The following is a 23,821-nucleotide window of genomic DNA, read 5'->3' on the forward strand; positions in this document are numbered from 1 at the left end:
CGAGGGAAGCGATGCTCCAGGCCATCGGACTCACCACCAGCGCCCCCCGCCGCGGCCTTCGGGCCGCCGTGGACGATCTCACCTTCGAAGCCCGGCCCGGCCATGTCACCGCTCTTCTGGGTGCCCCCGGCTCGGGCAAGACCGCGGCCCTCCGCCTCATGCTGGAGCTCGACCCGGGGCGGGGGGTCACCTACTTCCGGGGCAGACCGATGCACCGGATCCCACACCCCGCACGTGAGGTGGGTGTGCTGCTCGGAGACGTACCGGGGCATCCGGCCCGGACCGCTCGCGGTCAGCTCCGGATGCTCTGTGCCGTCGCGGGCGTGCCTGTGGCACGGGCCGATGAGCTGCTTGAGCTCGTAGGCCTCGCCGGGCTCGGCGACCAGCGCATCGGGGCCCTCTCGCTCGGCATGGACCGACGCCTCGCCCTCGCTTCGGCGCTGCTGGGCGATCCGCACACGCTCGTTCTCGACGATCCGACGGAGGGCCTCGCTCCGCGCGAGGGTTCTTGGCTGCACGGGTTGTTGCAGGCCCATGCGGCCCGGGGCGGGACCGTTCTGTACTCCACGGCGGACCCCAAGGAGGCTGCCCGGGCCGCCGACCGAGTGGTCACCATCGACGGCGGACGCCTGGTCGCCGACCAGGACGGCGGCGACTTCTCCCGCACTCGTCTCCGCCCCCGGGTCACGGTCCGGACCCCGCACGCGGCTCGCCTCGCGGCGGTGGTCAGCCGCGAGGCCCGGGCGGCCCGGCGCTCGGTCGAGGTGGTCACCGAAACCGGCGGACGTCTCGCCGTGTACGGCTCCACCTGCGCGGAGATCGGCGACACGGCGTTCCGGCACGGGCTTCCGGTGCATCGGCTGGCCGACGAGATCGGTGACACCGGCCCCACCGCGCCCCAGAACTCACCCGGGGACCCAACGGATCCAGGAGCCTCCAAAAGCCCCGCGGATCCCGCAAGCCCCGCCTGCCCCGCAGACCCTGGCCCCGCAGGGCCCGCCGGACGAGACAGCGGCGCGGGAGCCGGAGATCCGCGACCGGTCACGCGGGCATCGGCGCCGGAGTCGGCACTTCCCATCCGGCGCCGCTCGGCCCGGGGCCCGCTTCAGCCGCTGCGATACGAGTTGCGCCGTCTGTTCGGCGTCAGGACGACCACCCTGATCATGGCCGTTGTTCTGGCCGTCTCCGTCGGGCTCTCCGTGCTCCTCGCCCGCAACGCCCATGCGCCTCTGCCGAAAGTGCTCGCGGCCTGGCCGTCGCTGCTGCCGCTGCCGCCCGTGGCGGTCGGGGCCGGACTGCTCGGCGCCCTCTCGTTCGGCGACGAATTCCGCTACCCGGCGCTCGCGGCGGGCCGCGGAACGGTTCCCCGCCGCCTGGGACTGCTTCTGGCCAAACTGGTGGTGTCCGCAAGCGTCGCCGTGGTGCTCGCCCTGGCCGTCGTCCTGGTCTCCGCGGAGACCCTTCGCCTCGTGTACGGCCATGACTGGCTCCACGTACCGCCGAATTCCGTTTCGCTGGGCATGAGTTGGGTGGCGCTGACCGTGGGCTGCGCCTGGGCGGGCCTCCTGGCGGCCGGAGTCTTCAGGGTGACCACGGCCGGTGTCGCCGCGGTGCTTGCCGTCCCCGTACTGGTCGTACCACTTGTCCAGCTGGTGCTGACGGGGCCCGGGGTCCGTCCGGTCACCGGGCTTCCGGCCAGGCTCCGTGAACTGATGTGGCCGCGCTGGCCGCACGAGACGGACCGCTGGATCGCGCTCGTCGTGGGTGTCGTGGGGCATCCGGTGGGAGCCGCGTTGGCGCTCTCGCTGTCGGTTCTGGTCTGCGCCTATCTGTTCACCGGCCTTCAGGGCAGGGCCCGTTGGCGCTCGCAGAGGGCCGCCGGGTCGAGTCAAGCCTCGTAACACTCTTGAATGTGCCCGGTTTATACCAGTAAAGCGTCAATTGGGGGGCTGGCGGCGATCACCCTTTCGTGTGCTTTTCACCAAAGACCTCAAGAGCCGAGTGAGCTACGCCGACAAAGGATGCGTGAGTACCCTTGCGCACACCATGATGACCGCCGCCCGCTCCGCCGATTCCGGCCTCGCCGGCCCGGGTGAAATCGATCGCTACCCGTACGCGGAGGCGCCTGCCGGCGAGCGGGCCGCTCTTCGTTCCTGGGACGGCCCCGACGCAGACCTCGGTCGGGTGAGCCGACGGGGCTCGGCCAGTCGGGGCCGCGGCCTCCACGGCCAACTCGTTCAGCAGCTGGGTCAGATGATCGTCTCCGGCGACCTGGGCGCCGACCGCCCCCTCGTGCCGGAGGAGATCGGCCAGCGTTTCGAGGTCTCCCGTACCGTCGTACGCGAATCGCTGCGTGTCCTGGAGGCCAAAGGCCTGGTCAGTGCCCGGCCCAACGTGGGTACCCGGGTCCGCCCCGTCAGCGACTGGAACCTGCTGGACCCCGACATCATCGAATGGCGCGCCTTCGGCCCCCAGCGCGAGGACCAGCGTCGCGAGCTCGGGGAGCTCCGTTGGACGATCGAGCCCCTTGCGGCTCGTCTCGCTGCGGGTCACGGCCGCGAGGACATTCAGCAGCGCCTCGGCGACATGGTCGAGATCATGGGGCACGCGGTCGGGCAGGGCGATGCGATCACCTGTTCCCGGGCCGACGCGGAGTTCCACTCCCTGCTCATCCAGGCGGCGGGCAACCGCATGCTGGAGCACCTTTCCGGCATCGTCTCCGCGGCACTGCAGGTCTCGGGCGGACCGGTCACGGGCTGTGACCGCCCCGGCGAGGCCTCCCTCGGCCACCACGCCCGGATCGTCGACGCCCTCGCTTCCGGTGACGCGGCGGGTGCAGAATCGGCCATGCGGCAGCTGCTCGTCGTCCACCCCGAGGTGGAGCGCGTGGTGCCCGCGCCCCGCGAGCACTGAGTGCAACGCGGCCGGGGTCTGTGAACCGCGTGTCGCCGGGCCGCCATGGTCCGGCGGCACAGTTGTGGGGAATTTGCACCCTTGGTCTGGTTCATCGCAAATGAGGTGTGACTCGGGCCACGCGGATTGGGCGTAACACTCCTCGAAACAGTGCGATGACTTAAGAGGTGACCGCCGCGGAAGGAATACAGCAGCCATTCAGTGCGCTGTGCAGTTCTGAGGCCAAACCCGCGCCGCCGGTACATTCCCAGCCCGGCGGTCGTCGGCTCCAGTCCTCTCCAGGACAGGGCCGGAAGCCGTTTCCATCGTTCCGAGAGGTTGTTCGTGTCGGCCAGCACATCCCGTACGCTCCCGCCGGAGATCGCCGAGTCCGAGTCTGTGATGGCGCTCATCGAGCGGGGAAAGGCTGATGGGCAGATCGCCGGCGATGACGTGCGTCGGGCCTTCGAGGCTGACCAGATTCCGCCAACCCAGTGGAAGAATGTTCTGCGCAGCCTCAACCAGATCCTCGAGGAAGAGGGTGTGACGCTGATGGTCAGTGCCGCGGAGCCGTCCAAACGTGCCCGCAAGAGCGTCGCAGCGAAGAGCCCGGTCAAGCGCACCGCCACCAAGACTGTCGCGGCCAAGACGACCGTGACCAGGACGGTCGCGGCCACTGCCGCTCCGTCGGCAGAGACCGTGGATGTGGTGGCTGACGATGCTGCCACCGTCGGCCCTGCGAAGAAGGCGGCAGCCAAGAAAACGGCTGCCAAGAAGACCGCTGTGAAGAAGACGGCGGCCAAGAAGACGGCATCGAAGAAGTCCGGAAAGCAGGACGACGAGCTCCTCGACGGCGACGAGGCGGTCGAGGAAGTAAAGGCCGGCAAGGGCGAGGAAGAGGAGGGCGAGGGCGAGAACAAGGGCTTCGTCCTCTCCGACGACGACGAGGACGACGCACCTGCGCAGCAGGTCGCCGTCGCCGGCGCCACCGCCGACCCGGTCAAGGACTACCTGAAGCAGATCGGCAAGGTTCCCCTCCTCAACGCCGAGCAGGAGGTCGAGCTCGCCAAGCGCATCGAGGCCGGTCTGTTCGCCGAGGACAAGCTGGCGAACTCCGACAAGCTCGCTCCCAAGCTCAAGCGCGAGCTGGAGATCATCGCCGAGGACGGCCGCCGCGCCAAGAACCACCTGCTGGAGGCCAACCTCCGTCTCGTGGTGTCGCTGGCCAAGCGCTACACCGGCCGCGGCATGCTCTTCCTGGACCTCATCCAGGAAGGCAACCTCGGTCTGATCCGTGCGGTCGAGAAGTTCGACTACACCAAGGGCTACAAGTTCTCCACGTACGCCACCTGGTGGATCCGTCAGGCGATCACCCGCGCCATGGCCGACCAGGCCCGCACCATCCGCATCCCGGTGCACATGGTCGAGGTCATCAACAAGCTCGCCCGTGTGCAGCGTCAGATGCTCCAGGACCTGGGCCGTGAGCCCACGCCGGAGGAGCTGGCCAAGGAACTCGACATGACCCCCGAGAAGGTCATCGAGGTCCAGAAGTACGGTCGTGAGCCGATCTCCCTCCACACCCCGCTGGGTGAGGACGGGGACAGTGAGTTCGGTGACCTGATCGAGGACTCCGAGGCGGTCGTCCCGGCCGACGCGGTCAGCTTCACGCTCCTCCAGGAGCAGCTGCACTCGGTCCTCGACACGCTCTCCGAGCGTGAGGCCGGTGTGGTCTCGATGCGCTTCGGCCTCACCGACGGTCAGCCGAAGACCCTGGACGAGATCGGCAAGGTCTACGGCGTGACGCGTGAGCGCATCCGTCAGATCGAGTCGAAGACCATGTCGAAGCTGCGCCACCCGTCGCGTTCGCAGGTGCTGCGCGACTACCTCGACTAGGTCGTAGGAGCACACGGACCGAGGGCCCGGATCCCATTGGGGGAGCCGGGCTCTCGGCCTATCAACGCGTGCGGTCGGCGACCGGCGGCATGACTCTGGGTGGGAATGGTTCACCACAGAGTCAGGAGCCCGCATGTCCCGTACCGTCTTCCGCACCCTGACCGGGGCGTTCGCCCTGGTCGCCGCCACGGCCCTGATACCGCTCGGATCTCCCGCCAGGGCGGCCGAGGACGGCATAGTCATCGGTGGTCAGCCGGCACACGTCAAGGACAACCCCTGGGTTGTGGCACTCTCCAGCCGTGACCGGTTCGGGGACGCGCGCGCCGGCCAGTTCTGCGGCGGTGTCGTGGTGGCGCCGAAGAAGGTGCTGACCGCTGCGCACTGCCTGAGCCACGAGGCGCTCGGCGTCGATGCCGGCAGTGTGCGTGATCTGCGGATCATCGCGGGCCGCGACGCTCTGCGCGGGACCGGGGGGCAGGAGATAGCCGTGCGGGAGACCTGGACCAATCCGGGATTCAACCCCGCCACGAACGCGGGGGACCTGGCCGTGCTCACCCTCGCCGACGCGCTTCCCGGGGAGAGCGTGATCCCGATGGCCGAAACCGGCGATGAGGCGTACGCGCCGGGCACCGCGGCGGTCGTCTACGGGTGGGGTGACACAACGGGCAACAGCGACTACGCGTCGTCGCTGCGGTCCGCGAAAGTGAGCGTTCTGCCCGACGCCGCGTGCGCGCAGGCCTATCCGGGCGGCAGGAACGGCACGTACGACGCCTCAGCGATGCTCTGCGCGGGCGAACTGCTCGGCGGGTACGACGCATGCCAGGGCGACAGCGGCGGGCCGCTGGTGGCCCGTGGGAGGCTCATCGGACTGGTGTCCTGGGGGAACGGCTGCGCCAGGGCGGGCAGCCCCGGGGTGTACACGCGGATCTCCGCCGCGATCGGCTGGATGCCGGAAGGCAGCTGAACGACACCACCACACAGGTACGAGAACGGGCGGCCCCCCTTGGGGGAGCCGCCCGTCGGCAGGTCCGGGACCTGGCCCTTGCTCGTCGTGGATGCGAGGTGTCAGTGTTGTTCCTCTTCGGCGGCTTGGGCCTGCACAGCCGTGAGCCGGTCCGTCTCATCCTGTATTTCCGCGGCGATCTTCTTGAGTTCCGGCTCGAACTTGCGACCGTGGTGGGCGCAGAAGAGCAGTTCACCGCCGCTGATCAGGACGACGCGCAGATATGCCTGGGCGCCGCAACGGTCACAGCGGTCTGCTGCGGTCAGCGGGCTCGCGGGGGTCAGAACAGTAGTCACGTCGCCTCTTCTCTAGCTCGACGAGCTGTCGTACCAGGGTCAACATCCAACCAGGCCGAAAACGTTCCCGCTCGTGGCTTTTCTTCGAAACTTCTTCTCGAGATGGCTGTCTGTTGCCGGTTGGCGGCGAATGTGCCGTATTGCGTAGCGCTACGGTTTCGCGTTGCTTGTCTTGGTGGGATCCTCCCGGCCGGCTTGCCGGTTTGTTCATGAGGACGTGCCCGGAGCCTAAATGGTTCATGCCTGGAAGGGAACGTGATGTTCGCGTCACTCCTACGAGGGATCGAACGCACATGCGAGGCTGGACTAGTGTGAGGGTTGTCGAAGGGTGGCGGTACAACCGCTCTACCAGGCCTCGGTACCCTCTCAGCGGCGACCGAAGCCGAGCCCGATACCCACTGGGCCCCAAATGAAATTCAGCGAGGAGCGAACCGCGTGACCGCCGATACGTCCGTGCCGTCCACTGCGCTGCTGACCGGAGCAGACCGAGACGGTTCCAACTACACCGCGCGGCATCTGCTCGTACTCGAGGGGCTCGAAGCGGTTCGCAAGCGCCCCGGGATGTACATCGGGTCCACCGACAGCCGCGGTCTCATGCACTGCCTCTGGGAGATCATCGACAATTCCGTCGACGAGGCCCTGGGTGGTTACTGCGATCACATCGAGGTCATCCTCCACGACGACAATTCCGTGGAGGTCCGTGACAACGGGCGGGGTATCCCCGTCGATGTCGAGCCCAAGACGGGCCTGTCCGGCGTCGAGGTCGTGATGACCAAGCTGCACGCCGGCGGAAAGTTCGGCGGCGGTTCCTACGCCGCGTCCGGCGGTCTGCACGGCGTCGGCGCCTCCGTCGTCAACGCGCTCTCCGCCCGGCTGGACGTCGAGGTCGACCGCAGCAGCGCGACGCACTCGATCAGCTTCCGGCGCGGAGTCCCGGGGATCTTCACCGAGCAGGGGCCGGACAGCCCGTTCGACCCGGCCAACGGCCTGCTCAAGGGCAAGCGGGTACCGAAGACGCGCACCGGCACCAGGGTGCGCTACTGGGCGGACCGGCAGATCTTCCTCAAGGACGCCAAGCTCAACCTGGAGACGCTCTATCAGCGGGCACGGCAGACGGCCTTCCTCGTTCCGGGGCTCACGATCGTCGTCCGCGACGAACGCGGGCTCGACGGCGAGGGCAAGACCGAGGAGACCTTCCGTTTCGACGGCGGCATCAGCGAATTCTGCGAGTACCTCGCCCAGGACAAGGCGGTCTGCGACGTCCTGCGCCTGACCGGACAGGGCACTTTCAAGGAGACCGTGCCGGTCCTGGACGAGCGCGGTCACATGACGGCGACCGAGGTCACGCGTGAGCTCGCGGTCGACATTGCCCTGCGCTGGGGCACCGGGTACGACACCAACCTCAAGTCGTTCGTCAACATCATCGCCACCCCCAAGGGCGGCACCCATGTGACCGGATTCGAGCGCTCCGTGACCAAGACGGTCAACGAGGCGCTGCGCTCCGCCAAGCTGCTTCGCGTCGCCGAGGACGACATCGTCAAGGACGACGCGCTGGAGGGCCTCACCGCGGTGGTCACCGTGCGTCTGGCCGAGCCGCAGTTCGAGGGCCAGACCAAGGAGGTGCTCGGCACCTCGGCGGCCAACCGGATCGTCGCCAACGTCGTGGCCAAGGAGCTCAAGGCGTTCCTGACCTCGACGAAGCGTGACGCCAAGGCCCAGGCGAGGGCGGTCCTCGACAAGGCCGTCGCGGCCGCGCGGACCCGCATCGCGGCCCGCCAGCACAAGGACGCCCAGCGTCGCAAGACGGCGCTGGAGTCCTCCTCGCTGCCGGCGAAGCTCGCCGACTGCCGCAGCGACGACGTGGACCGCAGCGAACTCTTCATCGTCGAGGGCGACTCCGCGCTCGGTACGGCGAAGCTCGCCCGGAACAGCGAGTTCCAGGCGCTGCTGCCGATCCGGGGCAAGATCCTCAACGTCCAGAAGGCCTCCGTCTCGGACATGCTGAAGAACGCCGAGTGCGGCGCGATCATCCAGGTCATAGGAGCCGGGTCCGGACGGACCTTCGACATCGACGCGGCCCGCTACGGGAAGATCGTCCTGCTGGTGGACGCCGATGTCGACGGCGCGCACATCCGCGTTCTGCTGCTGACGCTCTTCCAGCGGTACATGCGGCCCATGGTCGAGGCCGGACGGGTCTTCGCCGCGGTACCGCCGCTGCACCGGATCGAGCTGGTCCAGCCGAAGAAGGGCCAGGACAAGTACATCTACACGTACTCGGACAACGAGCTGCGCCAGCGCCTGCTGGAGCTCCAGCGGAAGAACGTCCGGTACAAGGACTCGATCCAGCGTTACAAGGGCCTGGGCGAGATGGACGCCGACCAGTTGGCGGAGACCACGATGGATCCGCGCCACCGCACCCTGCGGAGGATCAACATCGGAGACCTGGAAGCGTCCGAGCAGGTCTTCGATCTGCTGATGGGCAATGAGGTGGCGCCGCGCAAGGAGTTCATCACCAGCTCCGCCGCCACGCTGGACCGCTCGCGCATCGACGTCTGAGCGATGCCGTCTCCACCCACGGGTGGAGACGGCATCTCCACCCGTGATCAACCCCTGAGCCGATGCTCCGATCCGGCCGCTTCCGTAGCGTCGAAGGTGTTCACCTTCCCGCACATCGGAGGCACCCATGTCAGGGCTCGTCAACGTCCTGGTGATCGGCGCAGTGATCGCTGTCGTCGTCTTCCGCCAGTGCTCGGCACAGCAGATCACGGACGCCCGGCGCTGGTGGGTCCTGCCGGGAATACTCCTTGTCCTCTCGCTGCGCGAGCCCGGGTTGGTGGATCCGCATCACGCGGCGCTGTCCGCAGCGGTCCTGGGCGCCGAGATGGTGGTGGGGCTCGTGACGGGCGCCGGCTGGGCCTGGACCACCCGGCTGTGGCGTGAGGCGGACGGCTCGCTGTGGAGCAAGGGCACCAAGGCCACCGCCTTGGTCTGGACAGCGGGTCTGGCGCTGCGGGCGGCCCTCTACGGGGTTGCCGTGCTGATGGGTATACATCAGGGCTCTGCGGCCCTGCTGGCGGCACTCGCGGTGATGCTGGCGGCGCGTGGTGGTGCACTGATGTGGCGGGCCGGGCAGATGCGTCCGGCGTCCGGCGACTCCATGCGCGGCGACTCCATGCGCGGCGGCTCCGTGCATGGCGGCTCCATGCACGGTGGCTCGGCGTACGGCGGCTCTGTTCATGGCGAATCCGCGTACGGTGGCTCCGGCGACAGGGCGATGTCGCGGGCGGCGTGGAAGGACCGCGTGTGACGACGCGTACGACCTGGACCAGTTGGCCGTCCTGGGAAGCCCTGTCGGGGACGGTCCGTACGCGTCCGCGAAAGCTGATCACCTGGTCCATCCGGGTGGGGCTGCTCACCGCCATGCTCTGGGGCACGTTCAGCGGCGGACAGTTCGGGCCCTGGGAGATCGTGCTCGGCCTGGTGGGCGTACTGGGCTGTGCGTTCGCCGCCTGGGCGTTCTTCCGGACCAGCCTGGAACACCGACTGTGGCCCTCGCTGGGACTGCTGGCGCTGTTGATGCTGGTCGCGTTCGGGGCGCAGCAGGCCGGTGCCGACGTGCCCGCGGTGATCCTGTGGTGCGGCTGTGCGGTCACCGCGCTGGAGCGGTTGCCGCTCGTCGCGGGCCTCCCGGCCACGGCCGTCGCCCTCGGTGCGTACGCCGTCGTCAACACCGATGGCTGGCTCTCCACCGCCATGTCCACAGCGGGTCTCTGGCTGGCGGGCTACGTGCTCCGGCTGGATGCCGAGGCCCGGGGAAACGCCCAGCGGCTCCTGGTGCAGGAGCGTGCGGCACGCAAGGCCGAGGCCGAGACGGCCGCGCTGGACGAGCGGGCCAGGATCGCCCGGGAGATACACGACGTGCTCGCACACAGCCTCTCCGCCCAGATGGTGCATCTGGAGGCGGCACGGCTGCTGATCGAACGGGAGCCCGCAGGAGAGTTCCGGGACCAGGTGCTGGAACGGGTCGTGGCGGCGCGTGCCATGGCACGTGAGGGGCTCGCGGAGACCAGACAGGCCCTCTCCGCGCTCCGGGGGGAGGTGTCTCCGGTGGAAGAATTCCTGCAGCAGTTGGTGGCCACGGATCCGGCGCGGGTCAGTGTGGAGGGGGAGCAGCGGACGCTGACCGCCGAGGCTTCACAGACGGTCCGGAGAGTGGCGCAGGAGGCCCTGACCAATGTGCGCAAGCACGCACCGGGGGCCAGGGTCCTCGTGAGGCTGGAGTATCTGCCGGACGAAGTCGCCCTGGAGGTCAGCGATTCGGGTGGACGAAGACCCGAGGGAGAGTTGTCCGGCAGCGGCTCCGGATACGGTCTGCTCGGGATGAGGGAACGGGCCGAGCTGATGGGCGGGACGCTGGAGGCCGGCCCCGGCGAGGAGGGTTTTGTGGTGAGTCTGCGGGTGCCGGCGTGAACGCACGGGTCGTGGTCGCCGACGACCAGTCGGTGGTGCGTGAGGGGATTGTGATGCTGCTGGGGCTGCTGCCCGGAATCGAGGTGGTCGGGTCGGCGAAGGACGGGGAGGAGGCCGTGGAGCTCGTGGCCGAACTGGCCCCCGATGTCGTTCTGATGGATCTGCGGATGCCCCGGTGCGACGGGGCGGAGGCGACACGGCGGATCCGCAGGGACCATCCGGGGACCCAGGTGGTGGTGCTCACGACTTTCGCGGACGACGACTCGCTCTTCCCCGCGCTGCAGGCCGGAGCCCGCGGCTATCTCACCAAGGACGCCGGGGGCGAGGAGATCGTACGGGCCATCCAGGCCGTGCTGTCCGGCGAGGCCGGCCTCTCGCCGAGTGTGCAGCGTCGTCTGCTGGAGCGCGTGACCGCGGGCCCGCCACCACTCCCGACGGCACCGGAGCCGCAACTGCCCGACGGCCTGACGCCACGTGAGCTGGAGGTGCTGGTGCTGATCGCGGAGGGCCTGTCCAATCTGGAGATCGCCCGCAGCCTGAACATCTCGCAGGCCACCGTGAAGAGCCACATCAACAACCTCTTCGCCAAGGCCGGAGTACGCGACCGGGCACAGGCCGTTCGCTACGCGTATGTTCGGGGCCTCGCACAGCCGCCCGGATGATCCGTCACCTGAAGAGGTGAAGACCGGCGAATGAAGTGCCCGGGATCTTCCCGATCTGCCCATTCTTGGGTACACGGCCGAAGTGGTCCGTGGACAAGGGGAGTTGTTCCGTGGAGAAGGAAGCAGGGCGTGAGGCCGCAGCGATGCGACTCGACGACCCGTGGTACGACGCGCTGGCCTCCGGATGGGGCGAGCTGGACGGTGCGGGGGGCTTCGCTCCCGCCGGACCACCCGGGCCCGTGGACCCGCGGCGCGGCCACAGCGCGGCCGACATCTATCTGGAGGTGCAGCGCAGCGAGGCATTCCAGGAGGTGCGTCGCCGGTACCGGCGGTTCGTCGTCCCCGCCAGCCTCGCCTTCCTCGCCTGGTACCTCGTCTACGTCGTAGCCGCGATCACCGCGCCCGGACTGATGGCCCGTCCGGTGGCGGGGGCGGTCAATGTGGCGATGGTCGCGGGGCTCGGGCAGTTCCTCACGACCTTTCTCCTCACCGGCGCGTACGCGCGCCACGCGCGGCTGCGCCGCGACCGGGCCGCACTCGAACTGCGCTGGGAGACACAGGAGATGACGAGGGGAGCCGGACGTTGAACGGGAACCATCAGACGCTGGCGCTCCTGCTGTTCAGCGCCTTCATCGCGGTGACGCTCGCCATCACCACCTGGGTGAGCCGTAACCGCCATGGCTCGGCTGAGGAGTTCTACGCGGGAGGTCGTCTGTTCTCCTCCATGGAGAACGGGTTCGCCATCGCGGGCGACTACATGTCGGCGGCCTCCTTCCTCGGCATCTCCGGTCTGATCGCCCTCTTCGGCTATGACGGCATGCTCTACTCGGTCGGCTTCCTCGTCGCCTGGCTCGTCGTGCTGCTGCTCGTCGCGGAACTGGTGCGAAACTGCGGTCGGTTCACGCTGGCCGACGTGGTGGCGGCGCGGATGGCGGAGCGCCCGGTCCGGATCGCGGCGGGCACTTCGTCCGTCACCGTCTCCGTGCTCTATCTGGTGGCGCAGATGGTGGGTGCGGGCAGCCTGGTCGCGCTGCTTCTCGGCGGTACGAGCGGCGCTGCCCGCTCCTGGACCGTCATCGGCGTCGGGGCACTCATGGTCATCTATGTGTCGCTCGGCGGGATGCGCGCCACCACCTGGATCCAGATCGTCAAGGCCGTTCTGCTGATGGCGGGAGCGGTCGTGCTCACCGTTCTCGTCCTGCTCCGCTTCCACGGCGATTTCAACGCCCTGCTCAACTCCGCCGCCGAACGGAGCGGGCACGGAAGCCGGTTCCTGGCGCCAGGTCTCCGGTACGGCGGATCATGGACCGCGCGCATCGACTTCGTCAGCCTGGGGCTGGCCCTGGTGCTCGGTACCGCCGGACTGCCGCACATCCTGTCGCGCTTCTACACCGTGCCCACCGCCCGTGCGGCCCGCCGTTCGGTCGTCTGGTCGATCGGGCTCATCGGCAGCTTCTACCTGATGACGATCGCGCTCGGGTTCGGGGCGGCCGCCCTGGTCGGTTCCGCCGATGTGCGGGCGTCCAACGCCGCGGGCAACACCGCGATCCCGCTGCTGGCCATGGAGCTGGGCGGCGGCGAGGGGTCCACCGGGGGAGCGATCCTGTTCGCCGTGGTCGCCGCGGTCGCCTTCGCGACCATCCTCGCGGTCGTCGCGGGAATCACCCTCGCCTCGTCCGCCTCCGTGGCCCACGACCTCTACGCCTCGATCAGGCGCCCGGGCTCCAAGCAGTACAGCGAGGTCGCCGTGGCCAGGGTGGCCGCGGCCGCGATCGGCGTGGCCGCCATCGGGCTCGGGCTGATCGCCCAGAACCTGAACGTGGCGTTCCTGGTGGGGCTCGCTTTCGCCGTCGCCGCCTCGGCCAACCTTCCGGTGCTCCTGTACTCCCTGTTCTGGCGGAACTTCACCACCCGGGGCGCGGTCTGGTCCGTCTACGGCGGGCTGATTCCGGCCGTGCTGCTGGTGCTGCTCTCCCCGGTCGTTTCCGGCAGCCCCGCCTCGCTCTTCCCGGACATCGACTTCCAGCTCTTCCCGCTGGAGAACCCCGGACTGGTCTCCATTCCCCTCGGCTTCCTGGCCGGCTGGGTCGGAACGGTCACCTCCACCGATCCGCCGGACGAGGCCAAGCACGCGGAGACCGAGGTCCGCGCACTGACCGGTGCGGGCGCGGTGTAGGTCCTGTCCGGCGGATCAGGCGACCGTCTGACCGGTGGCACGACCACTCGACGGTGATCAACGGGTCTGGACATCCATGAGCCGCCGGACACCCCCTGGCCGGGCGGGGGCCCGGGCGGGGTCAGGTCTGTGTGCCGGTGGACCAGGTGTAGCGGTGTTCCGGGCGGCCCGTCTCGCCGTACCGTAGCGTCAGCCGGACCCTGCCGGTCCGCTCCAGCAGCTTCAGATAGCGCTGGGCGGTCTGCCTGCTCATGCCGGCGCTCTCCGCGATCTCCTGCGCGGAGAGCGGCCCCTCCGCGCTGCGGAGCGCCTGCCTGACCAGTTCCGCCGTGGTCGGCGAGTGGCCCTTGGGCAGATCGGGCTCGCCCGCCGCCCACAGGGCGCCGAAGAGCCGGTCCACCTCGCCCTGTTCGGCCTCGCCGCCGCGTTCCAGGGTGTGGCGCAGTGCCGCGTACGCCTCCAGCTTGGTGCGCAGCCCCGCGTACGCGAACGGCTTCACCAGGTACTGCAGTGCGCCGTGCCGCATGGCCTCCTGCACGGTGGCGACATCGCGTGCCGCCGTCACCATGATCACGTCGGTGTGGTGGCCGCGCCTGCGCAACTCGCGCACCATGGCCAGGCCGTTGCGGTCGGGCATGTAGTGGTCCAGCAGCACCAGGTCCACGGGCCGGCTCTCGATCGTGGCGAGGGCCTCGGCGGCGGAGTGCGCCTGGGCGGTCACCCGGAATCCCGGCACCCTGGCGACATACGCCGCGTTGACCTTCGCGACCCGGATGTCGTCATCCACGACCAGGACCTCGATCACTGAGCTTCTCCCGCGATGCCGGTATTCGATTCGGTCATTTCCACTGTGTCGGTGAGGGCCTCCGGCAGTACGACGGTGAACTCGGCGCCGCCGTCCACGGCCTCGTCGACGCCGACGCTGCCACCCTGCCGTTGTGCCAGCCGCCGCACCAGGGCAAGGCCCAGGCCGCGCTTGCCGTGCGCCGGGACCTCCTTCGTCGACCAGCCCTCCGTGAAGATCGATTCACGCTGACCGGGCGGCACCCCGGGGCCGTTGTCGCTGACCCGCAGCACCACCGTACGGCCCTCGGCGCGCAGACCCACCTCGACCAGCGCACCGTCCGCACCGGCCGCCGCGTCCAGCGCGTTGTCCACCAGGTTGCCGACGACCGTGACCAGCCCGCGAGGATCGACCAGACGGTCCGGGAGCAACGTCCCCGGGGCCAGGCGCAGCGCGGCACCGCGCTCCGCCGCCACGGTCGCCTTGCCGACCAGGAGCGCGGCCAGCAGTGGATCGTGCACCTTCTCGGTGACCTGCTCGGCGGTCGCCCGGTGGACGCCCACGATCTCGGTGACGTACTCCATGGCGTCCTCGTGCATGTCCAGTTCCAGCAGCCCCAGGAGCGTGTGCATCCGGTTGGCGTGCTCGTGGTCCTGGGCCCGCAGCGCGTCGATCAGGCCGCGTGTCGAGTCGAGCTCGCGGCCCAGGTGTTCGAGTTCGGTGCGGTCGCGGAGGGTGGCGACGGCGCCGCCGTCGTCGGTCGGCATCCGGTTGGCGAGCAGGACCCGGGCACCCTGCACCGTCAGCAGATCGTCGCCGAGCACCCGGCCCGCCAGCACATCGGCGGTCCGGCCCGCGCCGAGCACGGCGTCCAGCGGGCGGCCCGCCGCATCGGGACCGAGGCCGAGCAGCCGCTGCGCCTCGTCGTTGAGCAGCCGGATCCGGCCCGTCCGGTCGAGTGCGACGACCCCTTCCCTGATGCCGTGCAGCATCGCCTCGCGCTCCGTGAGCAGCGCGGAGATGTCGGAGAACGCGAGGTCATGGGTCTGCCGCTGAAGACGCCGGGAGATCAGATAGGCGGCCAGCGCCCCGACGGCCAGCGCACCGCCCGCGTAGGCGAACAGCCCGGGAATCGCGGCGAGGAGCCGGGCGCGCACACTGTCGTACGCGATCCCGACGGAGACCGCGCCCACGATGTGCCGCGACTCGTCGCGCAGCGGCACCTTCCCGCGGGCGGAGCGGCCGAGCGTCCCGCTGTCGATCTCCATGACGTCGCGGCCCGCGAGGGCGTCGCTCGGGTCGGTGGAGACGACCTTGCCGATCTCGGCGGCGTCGGTGTGCGACCAGCGCACCCCGCGCCGGTCCATGACGACGACGTACTCGGCGCCGGTGGCACGTCGGACCCGCTCGGCCGCGGACTGCACGGGGCCGGTGGGGGACGGGTCCGTGGCGAGCAACGCCTCGGTGAGCTGCGGCTCGGCCGCCGTGCTCTGTGCGATGGCCAGGGCACGGCGCATCGCCTGGTCGTCGAGCTGGGCGCTGAGCGGTGCCAGGAAGAGGCCGGTGGCGAGCACGGTGACGCCGGTGGCGATGGCCAGCTGCATCAGCAGGACCTGGGAGAAGACCCGCTGCGGCCAGACGGACCGGCGTGCTCTCCTGGCAGTGGGCGGTGGGGCGCTCATCGTATGAACGGTAAAGGGCATTCCGGCGCTTTCCGAAATTCCCCTTGCGAATTCCCCTTGCGTGAATGCCCCTCGCGCGCTGCCGCCGCGGAGCGTCTATCGCGGCGGTGCGCCCGTGGCGGCGGGCAGTGGCTGCGGCGGCCGGGGCCCGGCGTACTGGCCGCTGGGGCGCATCCGCAGGGGCCGTTCGCCGTACTCCTCCAGGGCATGGGCGATCCAGCCGGCCGTGCGGGACACCGCGAACACCGTCTCACCGGCCTCCGCGGACATGCCGCAGGAGACCGAGAGCACGGCGAGCGCCAGGTCGACATTGGCGTGCAGGGGGGTGTGCCGGGCCGTCGTGGCGACCACGTCGCGTGCCGCGGCGAGCGCCGCTGCCGCCTGCGGCACCTGTGCGAGCAGGGCGAACAGCGCCCGCGCCCGCGGGTCCTCGGCGCTGTAGAGCCGGTGGCCGAGTCCGGGCACCCTGCGTCCGGTACGCAGATGGTCCGCGACCACAGGCACGGCGCTGCCCCGCTCCAGGACCTCGGTCAGCATCCGGTGCGCCAGCCCGCTCGCCGCCCCGTGCAACTGGCCCTCCAGGACACCGAGGCCCGCGGAGACCACCGCGTACGGATGGGCGCGGGCGGACGCGGCGACCCTGGCGGCCAGCGTCGAAGCCGCGAGGTCGTGGTCGATCAGCAGGGCGAGGGCGGTGTCCAGCGCGGCGATCGACGGTTCGTCGGCAGGTCGGGAAGTGAGTTTCGGCCACAGCTGCCGGGCCAGCCCGGCATCGCTCGCCTCCGCCGGCGCCTCGGCTGTCCCGGCCGCCGACGATGCGTCCGCGGCCCGGGGGAGTGCGCCGACCAGGGTCGGGACGAGGCTCCGCGCGGCGGCGAGCACCGCCTCGCGCGAGAGGTCGAACCGGAGCGGATCGGCGGTCGACGAGGCGACCACCGCCACCCGCAACCGGTCCGTCGAGCCACTGTGCGCGGGCAGCGCGCCGACCGCCCGGCGTGCCGCGGCCAGCGTCTCGTCCGGTGCCGTGAAGCGGACGCCGGGCCGCAGCTCGCCGGTCCAGAGCCACTCGGCGACCTCCTCGTAGGCGTACCGCCGGGCCAGCTCGACCGCGTCGACCCCGCGGAAGTAGTAGGCGTTGTCCTCGATCAGCGTGATGCCGGTGCGGAAGGCCAGGTCACCGGCAGCGGCGGGGGAGGGGGTCCGGCGGCCCGTGCGGCGGGCCAGCGCATCGACCTCGGCGGCGTCGAACGTGCTGCCGCGGCCGCCCGGGGCGCGGCTGCTGCTCAGCTGGCCCCGGCTGACGTACGCGTACACCGTCTCGGGCTTCACTCCGAGGCGTTCGGCCGTCTCCCGGGTGCTGAGCCGCTGCGGAGCCGTCGCCCCCGGACCGTTGCCGGACCCTGCTTGATCCTTCATGTCGCAACCGTATCCATATTGATTCAATCAACATTGACAGGATTACAGTCAAGCATGGAAGGTCGGAATCAATATCAATGAACCCACCGGAACATTCACGGAGGAAGAGATGCCGACCATGACCGGCGGAGCCCCGCTCGACGTACCCCGAGGTCTCGCGGGTGTCGTCGTCACCGACACGGCCCTCGGCGACGTACGGGGGCGCGAGGGCTTCTACCACTACCGGCAGTACTCGGCGATCGAACTGGCCCGGACCCGCAGCTTCGAGGACGTCTGGTATCTGATGTCCGAGGGGACGCTGCCCGACGCCGCGGCCCGTACCGAATTCGCCGCCCGCACCGCCGCGCTGCGCCGGCTGCCCGCCGGGGTCCGCGACGCGCTGCCCGCCATCGCACGCGCCGGCTCCGGACCCCTGGCCGGTCTGCGCACCGCCCTCTCGCTTCTCGGCGCCTCGGCGGGCTTCCGGCCGGTGTACGACATCGACACGGGCGACCGCCGCGCCGACGCATTGGCCGCCTGCGCCGCCGTCCCCACCGTGCTCACCGCCCTGCACCGCCTCGGCCGGGGCCTCGAACCGGTCGAACCGCGCGACGACCTGCCCCACGCCGCCAACTACCTCTACATGCTCACCGGCTCCGTACCGGACCCTGCCCGTGCCAGGGCCGTGGAGCAGTACCTGATCTCCACCGTCGACCACGGCTTCAACGCCTCGACGTTCACCGCCCGCGTCGTCGCCTCCACCGGGGCCGACCTGGCGGCCTGCCTGGTGGCGGCGGTCGGCGCGCTCTCCGGGCCGCTGCACGGCGGGGCCCCCAGCCGGGCGCTCGACACCCTGGACGCCATCGGCACCCCCGACCGCATCGACGGCTGGATCCGCGAACGGGTGCTCGCGGGCGAGCGGATCATGGGCTTCGGGCACCCCGTCTACCGCACCGAGGACCCCCGCTCACGGATGCTGCGGGGCATCGCCCAGGGTTTCGGCGGCCCGCTCGTCGACTTCGCCGTCGAGGTCGAGCGCCAGGTCGAGGCGATACTCGCCGAGCTCAAGCCGGGCCGGGAGCTGCACACCAACGTGGAGTTCTACACCGGAGTCGTCATGGAGCTGTGCGGGCTGCCGCGCGAGATGTTCACACCGACGTTCTGCGCGGCGCGGGCGGTCGGCTGGAGCGCCAATATCCTGGAGCAGGCGGAGGACTCGAAGATCATCCGCCCGGCGGCCCGCTACGTCGGTACACCCCCGCCCCAACCGGTCCCCATGCCCTGAGGTCCCCGAGAGAGGTCTCCGTTGAACGCGTCGTCCCCGCCCCGCAAGCAGCAGATCCCGGTCATCGTCCTCGCGGGGTTCCTGGGGTCGGGCAAGACGACACTGCTCAACCACCTCCTGCGCAACCGCGCGGGAAACCGGATCGGCGTGATCGTCAACGACTTCGGCGCCATCGAGATCGACGCCATGACGGTCTCCGGACAGGTCGGCTCCACGGTCTCACTGGGCAACGGCTGCCTGTGCTGCGCGGTCGACGCGAGCGAACTCGACACCTTCCTGGAGACGCTGACCGGGCCCGCCGCCCGTCTCGACGTGATCGTGATCGAGGCCAGCGGACTGGCCGAGCCGCAGGAACTCGTACGCATGATCCTCGCCAGCGAGAATCCGCACATCGTGTACGGGGGACTGGTCGAGGTCGTCGACGCCGCCGAGTTCGACGCCACCCGGGAACGCCATCCGGAGATCGACCGCCACCTCGCCGTCGCAGACCTCGTCGTCCTGAACAAGACCGACCGGGCCGGGAACGAGGAACAGACCCGCATCCAGGACGTCATCGCCGCGGCAGCCGCCCCCGGCCGCCCCGGGGCAGCCGTCATCCGCGCCACGTACGGACGCATCGACCCGGAGCTGCTCTTCGACCCGGCACTTCGGCCGGACGGCGAGGAGAAGGCCAGGCAGCTCACCTTCGAGGATCTGCTCCGGGACCGGAGCGAGGAGGAGGCGGGCGAGGGCGGGCACGCGCACCACCTGCACGCCGCGTACGACAGCGTGTCCTTCACCGCGGACGTGCCCATGAACCCCCGCCGGCTGATGGCGTTCCTCGGCTCCCGGCCGCAGGGCCTCTACCGGATCAAGGGGTTCGTCGACTTCGGCGTGGGCGACCGGGCCAACAAGTACGCCCTGCACGCGGTCGGCAGGTTCCTGCGGTTCGACCCGCAGCCCTGGGGGCGTGGCGAGCCACGCCGGACCCAGCTGGTGCTGATCGGCTCGGGCATCGCCCCCGACGCCCTGCACAAGGAGCTGGCCGACTGCCGCGAGAACGCCGCACCGGCCCCGGACGCGACGCAGGACGCCGCACACGAGCGAAGCATGTGGGGCGTCCTGCGGTACGTACAACGGCCCGACGACGCGTAGCACTCCGCCACGCGTCGCCCGGCCGACCGGCTACACCGGTCCCGCGACCACCGCGACCGGCTTGATCAGCGGCGTCCCCGAACCGTCGCGCCGGGGGTCCGGCGCCGGCAGCTCGCTCGGCATGCCGTTCTCCTGAGTGGCGCGGGCGGGCGTCTCACCCGCCCAGCCGAACACCAGCAGGTCCTCGCCCTTGAGGAACCGCTGGCAGCGCACCCCACCGGTGGCCCGGCCCTTGCGCGGGTACTGGTCGAACGGGGTGAGCTTGCACGTCAGCACCGAGTCGTCCAGTGTGCCGTGCGAGCCCGCGACGGTGAACACCACCGCGTCCGCGGCCGGATCCACCGCCGTGAACGAGATCACCTCGGCGTCCGCCGTGAGCTTGACCCCCGCCATGCCACCGGCGGGACGGCCCTGCGGCCGCACCTGCGCCGCCGGGTAGCGCAGCAGCTGCGCGTCGGACGTGATGAAGACCAGATCCTCCTCGCCGGTCCGCAGCTCGGCGGCGCCGACGATCCGGTCACCGTCCTTGAGGGTGATGACCTCCAACTCGTCCTTGTTGGCCGGGTAGTCCGGCACCACTCGCTTCACGACGCCCTGGAGGGTGCCGATCGCCAGGCCTGGGGAGGCCTCGTCGAGCGTGGTGAGACAGACGACGGACTCGTCGCTCTCCAGCGTGAGGAACTCCGCGACCATCGCCCCGCCCGACAGACTGGGCGCCGCATGGGTGTCCGGCAGCTGGGGCAGATCGATCACCGCGAGCCGCAGCAGCCGGCCCGTCGACGTCACCACGCCGACATCGCCGCGGGCCGTCGCCGGCACCGCCGAAACGATCACGTCGTGCTTGGCGCGCTTGGCGTCCTCGGCGAGCACGATCGGCTCGTCATTGGCGGTACGGGCCAGCAGACCGGTCGACGACAGCAGCACCCGGCACGGGTCGTCGGCGACCTCCAGCGGCACCGAGGCGACCTGCGAACCGGCCGACTCCAGCAGCACCGTGCGCCGGTCGGTGCCGAACTTCTTGGCGACCGCGGCCAGTTCCGAGGAGACCAGCTTGCGCAGCTCGGTGTCCGACTCGAGGATGGCGGTCAGCTCGTCGATCTCGCTGTTGAGCCGGTCCCGCTCGCTCTCCAGCTCGATCCGGTCGAACCGGGTCAGCCGGCGCAGCGGGGTGTCCAGGATGTACTGCGTCTGGATCTCGCTCAGCGAGAAGCGCTCGATGAGCCGCTCCTTCGCCTGCGCCGAGTTGTCACTGGACCGGATGATCCGGATGACCTCGTCGATGTCGATCAGCGCGACGAGCAGGCCCTCGACCAGATGCAGCCGGTCGCGGCGCTTGCCCCGGCGGAACTCGCTGCGCCGGCGCACCACGTCGAAGCGGTGGTCGAGATAGACCTCCAGGAGCTCCTTGAGCCCCAGCGTGAGCGGCTGACCGTCGACCAGCGCCACGTTGTTGATGCCGAAGGACTCCTCCATCGGCGTCAGCTTGTAGAGCTGCTCCAGCACCGCCTCCGGCACGAAGCCGTTCTTCACCTCGATGACCAGGCGCAGGCCGTGCTCGCGGTCGGTCAGGTCCTTCACGTCCGCGATGCCCTGGAGCTTCTTCGCCGAGACCAGGTCCTTGATCTTGGCGATCACCTTCTCCGGGCCGACGGCGAAGGGCAGTTCGGTGACGACCAGGCCCTTGCGGCGGGCCGTCACATTCTCCACCGAGACGGTCGCGCGGATCTTGAACGTGCCGCGGCCGCGGGCGTACGCGTCCTTGATGCCGCCCAGGCCCACGATCCGGCCGCCGGTGGGCAGGTCGGGACCGGGCACGAACCGCATCAGGGTCTCCAGGTCCGCGCCCGGATGCTTGATCAGGTGCCGGGCGGCGGCGATGACCTCGCCCAGATTGTGCGGCGGCATATTGGTCGCCATGCCGACCGCGATCCCGGACGACCCGTTGACCAGGAGGTTGGGGTACGCGGCGGGGAGAACGGTCGGTTCCGTCTCCTGGCCGTCGTAATTCGACTGGAAAGCGACGGTGTCCTCGTCGATCGACTCCGTCATCAGTGACGTCGCGTCGGCCATCCGGCACTCGGTGTACCGCATGGCGGCCGGCGGGTCGTCGTTTCCGAGCGAGCCGAAGTTGCCGTGGCCGTCGACCAGGGGGAGCCGCATGGAGAACGGCTGCGCCAGACGGACCAGCGCGTCGTAGATCGACGCGTCGCCGTGCGGGTGCAACTTACCCATGACCTCGCCGACGACGCGGGCACACTTCACGAAGCCGCGATCGGGGCGCAGGCCCATCTCGTTCATCTGGTACACGATGCGGCGGTGCACCGGCTTCATGCCGTCGCGGGCGTCGGGCAGGGCCCGTGAGTAGATCACCGAGTACGCGTACTCGAGGAAGGAGCCCTGCATTTCGTCGACGACGTCGATGTCGAGGATCTTCTCCTCGAAGTCGTCCGGCGGCGGGGTCTTCGTGCTGCGGCGGGCCATCGCTGCTGCGACTCCTTCACGGATTCTGTTCGGGCAACCTCAGGTTCTGACGCGGACCATTGTGGACCGCCGCGCTGACATCGCCGACCTCGACCCGTCCCAAGAGACGTTCCGGGCCCCGGTCGAGGCGCTTTCGCGCCCCGCCGCGCGGGGGATGCGTCCCCCTTTCACGCGAACTTCCGGGTTACGGGAACTTCGCCACGTGCCCGTGCGCTTGCCTAAGGTGGCAGGTCTCGCAGGAAATCCAGTATCGCGATCGAAGGGACGTACATGCCCATGGGTCACACGGCCACCGCTCAGGCCGGCTCCGGCGGCTTGACAGCGACCGAGCACCGCCTGGCCAACGGCCTGCGCGTGGTGCTCTCCGAGGACCATCTGACCCCGGTCGCCGCGGTCTGCCTCTGGTACGACGTCGGCTCGCGCCACGAGGTCAAGGGACGCACCGGGCTGGCTCACCTCTTCGAGCACCTGATGTTCCAGGGCTCCGGTCAGGTCAAGGGGAACGGCCACTTCGAGCTGGTGCAGGGGGCCGGCGGCTCGCTCAACGGGACCACCAGCTTCGAGCGCACCAACTATTTCGAGACCATGCCCACGCACCAGCTGGAGCTGGCTCTGTGGCTCGAAGCCGACCGGATGGGCTCGCTGCTCGCCGCGCTCGACGAGGAGTCCATGGAGAACCAGCGCGACGTCGTCAAGAACGAGCGCCGCCAGCGCTACGACAACGTCCCGTACGGCACGGCGTTCGAGAAGCTGACGGCACTGGCCTACCCCGAGGGCCACCCGTACCACCACACCCCGATCGGCTCGATGGCCGACCTGGACGCCGCGACCCTGGAGGACGCGCGCACCTTCTTCCGTACGTACTACGCGCCCAACAACGCGGTGCTCTCGGTGGTCGGCGACATCGACCCCGAGCAGACCCTCGCCTGGATCGAGAAGTACTTCGGCTCCATCCCGTCCCACGACGGCAAGCAGCCGCCGCGCGACGGCACGCTCCCGGAGGTCATCGGCGAGCAGCTGCGCGAGGAGGTGCGCGAGGAGGTCCCGGCGCGGGCGCTGATGGCCGCCTACCGGCTGCCGCACGACGGCACCCGCGAGTGCGACGCGGCGGACCTCGCGCTGACCGTGCTCGGCGGCGGCGAGTCGTCGCGGCTGCACAACCGCCTGGTCCGCCGTGACCGTACGGCCGTGGCGGCCGGGTTCGGGCTGCTGCGGCTGGCCGGCGCGCCCTCGCTGGGCTGGCTGGACGTCAAGATGTCCGGCGGTGTCGAGGTGCCGCAGGTCGAGGCCGCGGTCGACGAGGAGCTCGCCCGGTTCGCCGCCGACGGCCCCACGCCCGAGGAAATGGAACGCGCGCAGGCCCAGTTGGAGCGCGAGTGGCTGGACCGCCTCGGTACGGTCGCCGGCCGCGCCGACGAACTGTGCCGGTTCGCCGTGCTGTTCGGTGACCCGCAGCTCGCCCTGACCGCCGTTCAGCGGGTGCTCGACGTCACGGCGGAGGAGGTGCAGGCGGCCGCCAAGGCCCAGCTGCGCCCCGACAACCGCGCGGTGCTGGTCTACGAGCCGGTCGAACCGGCCGAACCCGCGGACGCGGCGGACACCGACGAGACCGACACCGACGCGCACGAAGGGGCGGACCAGTGACCGACGCCGCCGCGACTGGAGTTT

18 protein-coding genes are annotated in these 23,821 nt (G+C 70.0%); 13 read left to right on the top strand and 5 right to left on the bottom strand.

The window, feature by feature from the left end; genetic code table 11:
• The first annotated feature begins 11 nt into the window (after positions 1 to 11).
• The 4 genes from EES42_RS27380 (at position 12) to EES42_RS27395 (ending at position 5,749) form a co-directional block, all read left to right on the top strand.
• Positions 12 to 1,901, top strand: coding sequence for an ATP-binding cassette domain-containing protein (locus EES42_RS27380; RefSeq protein ID WP_124720967.1), 1,890 nt, complete (start codon positions 12 to 14; stop codon positions 1,899 to 1,901).
• Between the two features lie 124 nt (positions 1,902 to 2,025).
• Positions 2,026 to 2,913 carry a FadR/GntR family transcriptional regulator gene (locus tag EES42_RS27385; RefSeq protein WP_206433606.1) on the top strand — a complete coding sequence of 296 codons (888 nt, stop codon included), beginning with the start codon at positions 2,026 to 2,028 and terminating at the stop codon, positions 2,911 to 2,913.
• A 324-nt stretch (positions 2,914 to 3,237) separates the two neighbouring features.
• On the top strand, positions 3,238 to 4,785 hold the full coding sequence (locus EES42_RS27390; protein WP_124720969.1) for an RNA polymerase sigma factor: 1,548 nt from the start codon (positions 3,238 to 3,240) through the stop codon (positions 4,783 to 4,785).
• 133 nt (positions 4,786 to 4,918) lie between these two features.
• Positions 4,919 to 5,749 carry a S1 family peptidase gene (locus tag EES42_RS27395; protein WP_124720970.1) on the top strand — a complete coding sequence of 277 codons (831 nt, stop codon included), beginning with the start codon at positions 4,919 to 4,921 and terminating at the stop codon, positions 5,747 to 5,749.
• 101 nt (positions 5,750 to 5,850) lie between these two features.
• Here EES42_RS27395 and EES42_RS27400 read toward each other — a convergent pair whose 3' ends face one another.
• Positions 5,851 to 6,084, bottom strand: coding sequence for a DUF7455 domain-containing protein (locus EES42_RS27400; protein ID WP_024489001.1), 234 nt, complete (start codon positions 6,082 to 6,084; stop codon positions 5,851 to 5,853).
• Between the two features lie 435 nt (positions 6,085 to 6,519).
• Between EES42_RS27400 and EES42_RS27405 the strand changes: the two genes are divergently transcribed.
• From EES42_RS27405 to EES42_RS27430, 6 genes are all read left to right on the top strand, one after another.
• A complete protein-coding gene (locus tag EES42_RS27405; protein WP_124720971.1) occupies positions 6,520 to 8,640 on the top strand; it encodes a DNA gyrase/topoisomerase IV subunit B in 2,121 nt (706 codons plus the stop codon).
• A 127-nt stretch (positions 8,641 to 8,767) separates the two neighbouring features.
• Positions 8,768 to 9,391, top strand: coding sequence for a DUF1453 domain-containing protein (locus EES42_RS46420; RefSeq protein ID WP_241196618.1), 624 nt, complete (start codon positions 8,768 to 8,770; stop codon positions 9,389 to 9,391).
• Complete coding sequence (locus EES42_RS27415; protein ID WP_124720972.1) at positions 9,388 to 10,554, top strand: sensor histidine kinase; 1,167 nt, start codon at positions 9,388 to 9,390, stop codon at positions 10,552 to 10,554. Before EES42_RS46420 ends, EES42_RS27415 begins: the two co-directional genes overlap by 4 nt.
• The gene (locus EES42_RS27420; protein WP_124720973.1) at positions 10,551 to 11,216 is read left to right on the top strand and encodes a response regulator transcription factor; all 666 of its coding nucleotides are present in this window, start codon (positions 10,551 to 10,553) and stop codon (positions 11,214 to 11,216) included. The genes EES42_RS27415 and EES42_RS27420 overlap by 4 nt, the downstream gene beginning before the upstream one ends.
• Before the next feature lie 143 nt (positions 11,217 to 11,359).
• Positions 11,360 to 11,803, top strand: coding sequence for a DUF485 domain-containing protein (locus EES42_RS27425; RefSeq protein ID WP_124721530.1), 444 nt, complete (start codon positions 11,360 to 11,362; stop codon positions 11,801 to 11,803).
• Complete coding sequence (locus EES42_RS27430; RefSeq protein ID WP_124720974.1) at positions 11,800 to 13,392, top strand: solute symporter family protein; 1,593 nt, start codon at positions 11,800 to 11,802, stop codon at positions 13,390 to 13,392. The genes EES42_RS27425 and EES42_RS27430 overlap by 4 nt, the downstream gene beginning before the upstream one ends.
• 121 nt (positions 13,393 to 13,513) lie before the next feature.
• On the opposite strand, the gene EES42_RS27435 is transcribed toward EES42_RS27430, so the two are convergent.
• The 3 genes from EES42_RS27435 to EES42_RS27445 form a co-directional block, all read right to left on the bottom strand.
• The gene (locus tag EES42_RS27435; protein WP_124720975.1) at positions 13,514 to 14,197 is read right to left on the bottom strand and encodes a DUF7342 family protein; all 684 of its coding nucleotides are present in this window, start codon (positions 14,195 to 14,197) and stop codon (positions 13,514 to 13,516) included.
• Positions 14,194 to 15,858, bottom strand: a complete 1,665-nt coding sequence (locus EES42_RS27440) for a sensor histidine kinase (protein ID WP_124720976.1) — start codon at positions 15,856 to 15,858, stop codon at positions 14,194 to 14,196. The genes EES42_RS27435 and EES42_RS27440 overlap by 4 nt, the downstream gene beginning before the upstream one ends.
• A 96-nt stretch (positions 15,859 to 15,954) precedes the next feature.
• Positions 15,955 to 17,274 carry a citrate synthase gene (locus tag EES42_RS27445; RefSeq protein WP_124720977.1) on the bottom strand — a complete coding sequence of 440 codons (1,320 nt, stop codon included), beginning with the start codon at positions 17,272 to 17,274 and terminating at the stop codon, positions 15,955 to 15,957.
• A gap of 109 nt (positions 17,275 to 17,383) precedes the next feature.
• Between EES42_RS27445 and EES42_RS27450 the strand changes: the two genes are divergently transcribed.
• The gene (locus EES42_RS27450) at positions 17,384 to 18,538 is read left to right on the top strand and encodes a citrate synthase/methylcitrate synthase (protein WP_124720978.1); all 1,155 of its coding nucleotides are present in this window, start codon (positions 17,384 to 17,386) and stop codon (positions 18,536 to 18,538) included.
• Positions 18,539 to 18,559: 21 nt separating this feature from the next.
• Positions 18,560 to 19,672, top strand: coding sequence for a CobW family GTP-binding protein (locus tag EES42_RS27455; protein WP_124720979.1), 1,113 nt, complete (start codon positions 18,560 to 18,562; stop codon positions 19,670 to 19,672).
• A 30-nt stretch (positions 19,673 to 19,702) separates the two neighbouring features.
• On the opposite strand, the gene EES42_RS27460 is transcribed toward EES42_RS27455, so the two are convergent.
• Positions 19,703 to 22,153: a DNA gyrase/topoisomerase IV subunit A gene (locus EES42_RS27460; protein WP_124720980.1), complete on the bottom strand. Its 2,451-nt coding sequence runs from the start codon at positions 22,151 to 22,153 to the stop codon at positions 19,703 to 19,705.
• Between the two features lie 270 nt (positions 22,154 to 22,423).
• On the opposite strand from EES42_RS27460, the gene EES42_RS27465 reads away from it, so the two are divergent.
• A complete protein-coding gene (locus tag EES42_RS27465; protein WP_206433607.1) occupies positions 22,424 to 23,797 on the top strand; it encodes a M16 family metallopeptidase in 1,374 nt (457 codons plus the stop codon).
• Positions 23,798 to 23,821 lie beyond the last annotated feature (24 nt).

The organism is Streptomyces sp. ADI95-17, from assembly GCF_003846175.1.
GTDB classification, from domain to species: Bacteria; Actinomycetota; Actinomycetes; order Streptomycetales; family Streptomycetaceae; genus Streptomyces; species Streptomyces sanglieri.